Below are 2,612 nucleotides of genomic sequence, written 5' to 3'. Positions count from 1 at the left end.
CCCTCGACGGACTGACGCTGCCGTTCGAGCTCCCGTGACGGACGGGCGGTCGACAGTCGCGATGTGAGCATTGTCGAGAACGGGGCGAACGGCGGGTCGAGTGGCGGAAGGTCGTCGTCGCGCTCCTGTCGCGCGCAGGCGCTACCCGACAACCAACGTGGAGACAACTACACGGTGCTCACCGTGGCGTCTGCCTCGGTGCTGTACTTCACGGCGATCTCCGAGCGGATGCGGACACCGCGAGGGCGCAGTGTCCGGCCGGGACTTGGCATCGTTCTCCTCGTTGCTGCGGCGGCTCTCCAGGTGAAACTCCCCAAGCTCATCTGACCGCGTTGCAGGACCGATCGCCTCGTCGTGCCAGTTCTCGCGGCGAGGGACGACCGGCATGTCGCGGCAGGCCGGATGCTCCGCCGCTGCAAGCATGCGGGGATGGGGTGGAACCTGCTGCGGCTTGTGCTTCCCGACAGCCAGCGTCGGAGCAATGACGACCTCACGGCCGATCTCGACCTGTCGGCGGGCGAGGTGTCGGCCAAACGTTCGGCCTTCTGGACGATGCTCTTCCTGAGCGCCGTCATCGCGACCGCTGGAGTGCTGGCCGACTCCACCGCAACGGTCATCGGAGCCATGATCATCGCGCCGCTGTCGACCCCGATCATGGGTCTTGCTCTGGGACTGGCCAAGGGTGCGCCCCGCGCAAGCCTGCACTCCGCATGGAACGTGCTCCTTGGTGTTGCCCTCGTCGTGGCGGTCGGCGTGGTGTTCTCCCTCGTCGTGCCCACGTCGTTCGACCTTCTGTCGAACGAGCAGATCGCGTCCCGCACCTCACCCGGTCTGCTCGACCTGATCGCAGCTGTCGCCACAGGGTTCGCCGGCGCGATCGCGCTGGCCCGCCGCGACGTCGCAGCGGTCCTGCCGGGCGTGGCGATCGCCATCTCGCTCGTTCCTCCGCTGGCCGTCGTCGGCGTGTGCCTGGGGGACAGCGCGCCGAGCCTGGCGGGTGGCGCGTTCTTGCTGTTCCTCTCGAACGCCGTCGCACTGATCCTGGCGGGAACGCTCGTGTTCGCCACCACCGGATACGGCGTCGCCCCCGCGGGCCAGGGCGGCCGATCGAGGCGACGCACGTATGGGACGATCACCGCGGTGCTGGCGATCGTCGCGCTGCCGCTCGTGGGCAACACCGTTCTCGCCTACCAGATCGCGCTGGAGACGCAGCGCGTCGAGCAGGCGACAGCTGCCTGGCTGGCGGACGTCACCGGATCGACCGTCACGCAGGTGTCATACAGCGGGTCTCAGATCGAGATCGACGTCAGCGCACCGGAAGAGCTGCCCGACCCGGACGTCCTCATGCGTTCGCTCGAGGGGGCGGTGCCGAGCGGCACCCCTGTGATCCTCGTTACGAGCTTCGGTGAGCGCGAAGATCTGGGCTCGGTCGGTCCGGCAGACTGACGCCGGAGCGGGGACCGGGACCGGGACCAGCAATCGGGCGTGCGTCCAAGCTTCGCGACGATGCCACAGGGCTACATCGCCTGTGTCGCGAGGTGGTGTGCGCCAACGTGGTGGAGTGCGCACATTGCTCGGCCAGCTCGGCGAGGCTCTCTGCCGCTGGACGAGGAGTGCACCTGCCGGCAAGCACTCGACGGCCTGACGCTGCCCTTCGAGTTCCCTGACACGTGGACCGTGACTTACAGGCTAAGTCTGGCCGGGCTGCGGACCGGCTGGGGCGCCTGTAAGTCATCTGTCTACTGATCGCGGCAGCCATCGCGCGATGTCTGGAGTGACCTGGCGAGCGTGTGATGAGTCTGTCTATCGATGGTCCCGACGATGGCAGCACCGAGAGACGGGAGTACGCCCATGTCCAACGACGTCCACGCAGAGCTGTTCGCGGCCCCGCCGAGACTGGCGCGACGCCGGCCAGCGGGGGAGATGCGCGTCATCAACGTCACGGTGCAGTCCGATGAGCGCCTCCTTCTGACAGTGGCCGAAGCCGCCGCCAGGCTCGGCATCGGCCGCACCTTCATGTATCAGCTGCTGGCCGCGGGGGAGGTGTCTCACCAGGCCTGAGGTCTTGATCGGTGGGGCCAGTTCCCCGAGGCCCGCCCGGGCGTTCCTACTGGTCGAAGTGGTGGCGCAGGACGTACTTGGCGGTCTGCTGGCCGATCGCGGTGCCGTCGTCGACGGCGCTGCGGAAGTGCACGCCGCCCCAGATCCTGGCGTTTCCGACCTCGAGCGTGAGGTCCTGCCGGGTTGCGAAGTGCCGGGCTGCGCCGCCGGTCACGCTGGGCACGGTGAAGTCGATGTGGGCGGTGCCCAGGAAGCGCGAGATCACGATCCCGGAGGCGGGTGTGATGCAGCCGTGCGCGCTCGGATACTCGGGGTGGTTCGGCGTCGGGATCAGCGGCGTCCAGGACGGGTCAGCGATCGTGCGGCGGTTCCCGTCGGTGTCCCCAGCGGGGATCGCAGTCACCGGGCGCCAGAACGCATACCGGTACTTGGCGTCGAAGCAGGCGATCAACGCGTCGGCGTAGGTCACGGACATCATGGCCTGGAAACGTGTCGCGTCGGCCAGGTCGAGGTCGTGCTGGTCGAGGAAGAGGCGGAACGAGGCGTGGGCC

Annotated in this window: 3 protein-coding genes; 2 read left to right on the top strand and 1 reads right to left on the bottom strand. The window is 68.2% G+C overall.

Annotated features, from left to right (window positions below; translation table 11 throughout):
* Positions 1–429: 429 nt before the first annotated feature.
* Together AC1DUQ_RS20450 and AC1DUQ_RS20445 are read left to right on the top strand one after the other, a co-directional pair.
* Positions 430–1,446, top strand: a complete 1,017-nt coding sequence (locus AC1DUQ_RS20450) for a TIGR00341 family protein (RefSeq protein ID WP_477062102.1) — start codon at positions 430–432, stop codon at positions 1,444–1,446.
* Between the two features lie 405 nt (positions 1,447–1,851).
* Positions 1,852–2,061: a hypothetical protein gene (locus tag AC1DUQ_RS20445; RefSeq protein WP_477062101.1), complete on the top strand. Its 210-nt coding sequence runs from the start codon at positions 1,852–1,854 to the stop codon at positions 2,059–2,061.
* Positions 2,062–2,107: 46 nt separating this feature from the next.
* Here AC1DUQ_RS20445 and AC1DUQ_RS20440 read toward each other — a convergent pair.
* Positions 2,108–2,612 (bottom strand): vanadium-dependent haloperoxidase (locus AC1DUQ_RS20440; RefSeq protein ID WP_477074492.1); only part of this gene is annotated, 505 nt, incomplete at its 5' end.

Source organism: Cellulomonas sp. P4_B5_2 (assembly GCF_056402235.1).
This window is presented reverse-complemented; position numbering and strand designations above follow the sequence as displayed.